This window comes from Streptomyces sp. RP5T (assembly GCF_003933965.1).
Classification (GTDB): domain Bacteria; phylum Actinomycetota; class Actinomycetes; order Streptomycetales; family Streptomycetaceae; genus Streptomyces.
Map to the genome: position 1 here is coordinate 1 of NZ_RSAJ01000811.1, position 3,024 is coordinate 3,024.

Sequence of the window (3,024 nt, forward strand, 5' to 3'; positions counted from 1 at the left end):
TCCGACGACCGTGCCGTTGATCCGGATGAACTGCAGGTCGCGGCCGATGTGCGCCTCGATCTTCCGGGTCGTGTGCTCGGCGTCCCAGCCCGCCACCGTGTCCGTGATCAGGGAGGTGATCTCCCGCCGGTAGGTGGTGACCACGTACACCGCGGCCCCCTCCACCCACCCGTCGACCTTCGCCTGCACCTTCGGGTCGACGGCCATTCGCGCCCCCAGCGACAGCAGCGACGCCCGCACCCGCAGCCGCAGCTCACTGCGCTCGTCCTCGGCGGCGGAGACGATCATCGACCGTACGGCCGTCCAGGCGGAGGCGATCAGGTCCTGCACCTCACCGCGCCCCAGCACCTCGCCCTTGAGCCGCTCGACCCGCGCGCGCGTGTCCGTGTCGGACTGGAGGTCGGAGGCGAAGTCCGTCAGGAACCGGTCCAGTGCCCCGCGCGCCGGGTGGGAGGGCATGTCCCGCATCTCGGTCACGAACCGCAGCAGCTCCTTGTAGACCCGCTCGCCGACCTTCTTGTCGACGAACCGCGGGGTCCAGCCGGGCGCGCCGCCCTGCACCGCGCCCATGACCTGCTCGTCGTGGAGCACGAGCCAGTCGTGCGCCCGGGCCACCACCAGGTCGACGACCCGCCGGTGCCCGCCGTCGGCGACGACCTTGTCCAGCATCTTGCCGATGCCGGGCGCGATCTCCTGGGCCTCGGCCCGCCGGGTGATCGCCTCGCCGACCACGGCCTGGACGTCGGAGTCCCGCAGCACGGTCAGGGCACCCCTGAGCGCGGCCGACAACTCCGCGGTGACCCGGTCGGCGTGCTCGGGGTCGGCCAGCCAGGCACCGAGCCGGCTGCCGATGCCCACGGCCCGCAGCCGCTGCCGTACGACGTCCTCCGAGAGGAAGTTCTCGCCGACGAACTCGCCGAGCGAGATCCCCAACTGGTCCTTCTTGGTGGGGATGATCGCGGTGTGCGGGATGGGCAGGCCGAGAGGGTGGCGGAACAGCGCGGTGACCGCGAACCAGTCGGCGAGCGCGCCGACCATGCCGGCCTCGGCGGCCGCGGCGACATAGCCGGCCCAGGGGCCCGCCCCGGAGTTGCGCGCCCACTCGGCGAGGACGTACACCACCGCCACGAACAGCAGCAGCCCGGTCGCGGTGAGCTTCATGCGCCGCACCCCGCGCTGCTTCTCCAGGTCCGCCTCGCTGAAGGTGTTCATCGCACGTACGGACGCGGCGGGGGCGGCCCGGCTCGCGGACGTCACGGCCCCGCTCCCCGGAGCCTGTCGCTCCGCGTCCGGCGGTCCCGCTTCCTCAGGTTTCGTGCGTTCCATCCGCTCCACCCGTTCGGTGATCCCTCACACATTGTCCCTTCCTGACCGACTCCCGGAACGGAACAGGAGTTCCCGGCGTCTGTCCGAACGAGGGAACCGGAGGGGGGTCCCCCACCTTCTCCCCCGGTTCATGCCTCATCATGGGTTCATCAGATCGGAGCCTCGGGCTCCCATCGCCCTAGGAGAACAGCACCACATGACTCGGCGTCATGGTTACGCCCTGCTCGCCACGATCGTCGCTCTGATCGTGGCCCTGTCCACCGCCCTCTACGTCTCGGTGGCGGCCGGCACCGGCACCTCGAACCGGACCTCGCTGTCCGGCGCCCGTCCCGCACACCCCTCCGCCGCACCCGCCTCCGCCGGGGTCTGGGTCGGCTCCTGGTCCGCGGCCCCGGTCGGCGCCGAGCCCGGCACCCAGAACGAGGGCATGACCGGCCGCTCCGTCCGCAACGTCGTCCACGCCGGCGTCGGGGGTACGAGTGCCCGCATCACGCTGTCCAATCTCTACGGCCGGACCGCGCTGACCGTCACACACGCCTCCCTCGCCCTCGCCGCCGGTCCGAGGACCCCCGCGGCACAGGCCGGGACCGTACGGCGGCTCACGTTCGCCGGGAACCCCACGGTCGTCATCGCGGCCGGCTCGCAGGTGCTCAGCGACGCCGTCACCCTCGCCGTCCCGGCCGGCGGCGACGTCCTCGTCACCACCTACTCCCCCACCCTGTCCGGCCCCGTCACCTACCACCCGACGGCCCGCCAGACCTCGTACGCCGGCCCCGGCGACCTCACCGAGGACGAGACCGGGACGGGCTACACGGAGCAGGTCGACCACTGGCGGTACCTGACCGCGCTGGACGTGCTCAGCGACGAGGCCGACGGCACGGTGGTCGCCTTCGGCGACTCGCTGACCGACGGCAAGAACTCCACCGCCGACGCGAACGCCCGCTGGCCGGACTTCCTGAACCGGCGCCTGCGCGCCGCGCTCACCGCCGGCCGGAACCTGCCCCGCTACAGCGTCGTCAACGAGGGGATCGGCGGCAACCGGGTCCTCGCGGACGCCCGGGGCCGCCCCGGCGAGAACCAGGCCGGCATCCGGCGCTTCCGGCGGGACGTCCTCGACCGCCCCAACGTCAAGGTCGTGGTCATCGACCTCGGCATCAACGACATCCTGCGCACGCCGGGCACCGTCGACCCCCAGCAGCTCCTCGCCGGCCTGCGCGACCTGGTCCGCCAGGCCCACGCACGCGGCATCAAGGTCGTCGGCGCGACCCTCATGCCCGTCGGCAGGCGCACCACCTGGACCGAGGCCCGCGAGGCCGTCCGCCAGACGGTCAACGCGGAGATCCGTTCGGGCCGGGTCTACGACGCGGTGATCGACTTCGACCAGGCGCTGAGGGATCCCTACGACCCCCGCAGCCTGCGCGCGATGTACGACTCGGGCGACCGGCTCCACCCCAACGACCGGGGGTACGAGCGGATGGCGGACACGTTCGACCTGCGGTTCCTGAAGGGTTCGGTGGCGGCGAAACTGTAGGCGCGGGCCGGCAGGGGCTGGTCGCCCTCCTCGCTGCACCCACCCAGGGGCGCGGGGAACTGCGCGACCAGCCACGACGGACCCCCACCCGCACCCGACCGCGCAGTGCTCAGTGCTCCCCGCGCCGCAGCTCCCGCGCGGCGGACCGCCGCTCCAGCCGCTCCTGC

The 3,024-nt window shown here is 72.8% G+C and carries 2 protein-coding genes; one reads left to right on the top strand and one right to left on the bottom strand.

Annotation, left to right across the window (positions count from 1 at the left end):
- Positions 1 to 1,326 (bottom strand): DUF445 domain-containing protein (locus EHS43_RS41390; RefSeq protein ID WP_148104253.1); only part of this gene is annotated, 1,326 nt, incomplete at its 3' end.
- A gap of 196 nt (positions 1,327 to 1,522) precedes the next feature.
- On the opposite strand from EHS43_RS41390, the gene EHS43_RS41395 reads away from it, so the two are divergent.
- Positions 1,523 to 2,857: an SGNH/GDSL hydrolase family protein gene (locus EHS43_RS41395; protein WP_125195657.1), complete on the top strand. Its 1,335-nt coding sequence runs from the start codon at positions 1,523 to 1,525 to the stop codon at positions 2,855 to 2,857.
- The last annotated feature ends 167 nt before the right edge of the window (positions 2,858 to 3,024 follow it).